This is a genomic window from Streptomyces sp. AC627_RSS907, assembly GCF_019049165.1.
Map to the genome: position 1 here is coordinate 1 of NZ_JAGMUE010000417.1, position 638 is coordinate 638.

1 protein-coding gene is annotated in these 638 nt (G+C 66.8%); it reads left to right on the forward strand.

All coding sequences use genetic code 11. The features are described 5' to 3' along the window. Positions 1 to 638, forward strand: a 638-nt coding sequence (locus KUM32_RS36215) for an iron-siderophore ABC transporter substrate-binding protein (protein WP_217146145.1), incomplete at both ends; no start/stop codon positions are given.

The following is a 638-nucleotide window of genomic DNA, read 5'->3' on the forward strand; positions in this document are numbered from 1 at the left end:
ACCTGCCGAAGGAGAAGGTCGAGGGCATCAAGGACGTCGGCACCATCGCCGCGCCGAACCTGGAGACCATCGCCAGCCTCAAGCCGGACCTGATCCTCACCAACAAGGACCGCGACGCCACCCGTTACAAGGAACTCAGCGCCATCGCGCCCACGGTGATGACGGAGACCACCGGCTACCCGTGGAAGGAGAACTTCCAGGTCCACGCCGCCGCGCTCGGCAAGACCGCCGAGGCCAAGAAGGTCACCTCGGACTACACCGCCCACGCCGGCCGCGTCACCGACGCCATCGGCGGCCCGGCCAAGGCCAAGCAGACCGAGGTCAACGTCGTCCGCTTCATCGAGGGCGCCGACATCCGGATCTACGGCAAGAAGAACTACATCGCCACCATCCTCGCCGACGCCGGCCTCGGCCGCCCCGCCATCACCGACAAGGCCAAGGACGGCTTCTCGTACGACGTGAGCCCCGAGCAGATCGACAAGGCGGACGCGGACGTCATCTTCACCTCCACCTACGGCGACCCGAAGAAGGCCGGCGAGACGAAGGCGACCGCCAGCGGCCTGTGGAAGAAGATGGGCGCCGTCAAGAACGGCAAGGTCCACACGGTGGACGACCAGCTCTGGATCCAGGGCATCGGC